At 39.7% G+C, this 340-nt stretch carries 1 protein-coding gene; it reads right to left on the bottom strand.

Annotation, left to right across the window (positions count from 1 at the left end):
* Positions 1-340 (bottom strand): DUF7507 domain-containing protein (locus tag K8344_RS14350; RefSeq protein ID WP_420908363.1); only part of this gene is annotated, 340 nt, incomplete at both ends.

Below are 340 nucleotides of genomic sequence, written 5' to 3'. Positions count from 1 at the left end.
GGGTTTTGACAAAGTTCGATAACTGTTGTATCGTCATTATTAATTTCTGTTCCTGAATCATCACTTACTTCAGTTTGATCTGGAGCTGTTCCAGTCGCTGTTGCTTGGTTTAATACTTCACCAGCATCAATATCTGCTTGAGTTATTGCGTAACTGGCTTCGTATATCCAAGTTTCAGTTACATCAAGTTCTCCGTCGCCATCAGTATCTCCACTTATTGGACCTGCCAATGGACCTCCTAATAGTGGGTCGTCTACTATTATGTTAGACAGACTTACATTTCCTTCATTAGTAACTGTGAAAGTGTAGGTGATAGTCTCATCAACATCTGAACAGTCAT

It is taken from the genome of Aequorivita xiaoshiensis (assembly GCF_022008395.1).
GTDB lineage: Bacteria > Bacteroidota > Bacteroidia > Flavobacteriales > Flavobacteriaceae > Aequorivita > Aequorivita xiaoshiensis.
The sequence above is the reverse complement of the archived record's forward strand: the minus strand, read 5'-3'. Positions and strand labels throughout refer to the sequence as shown.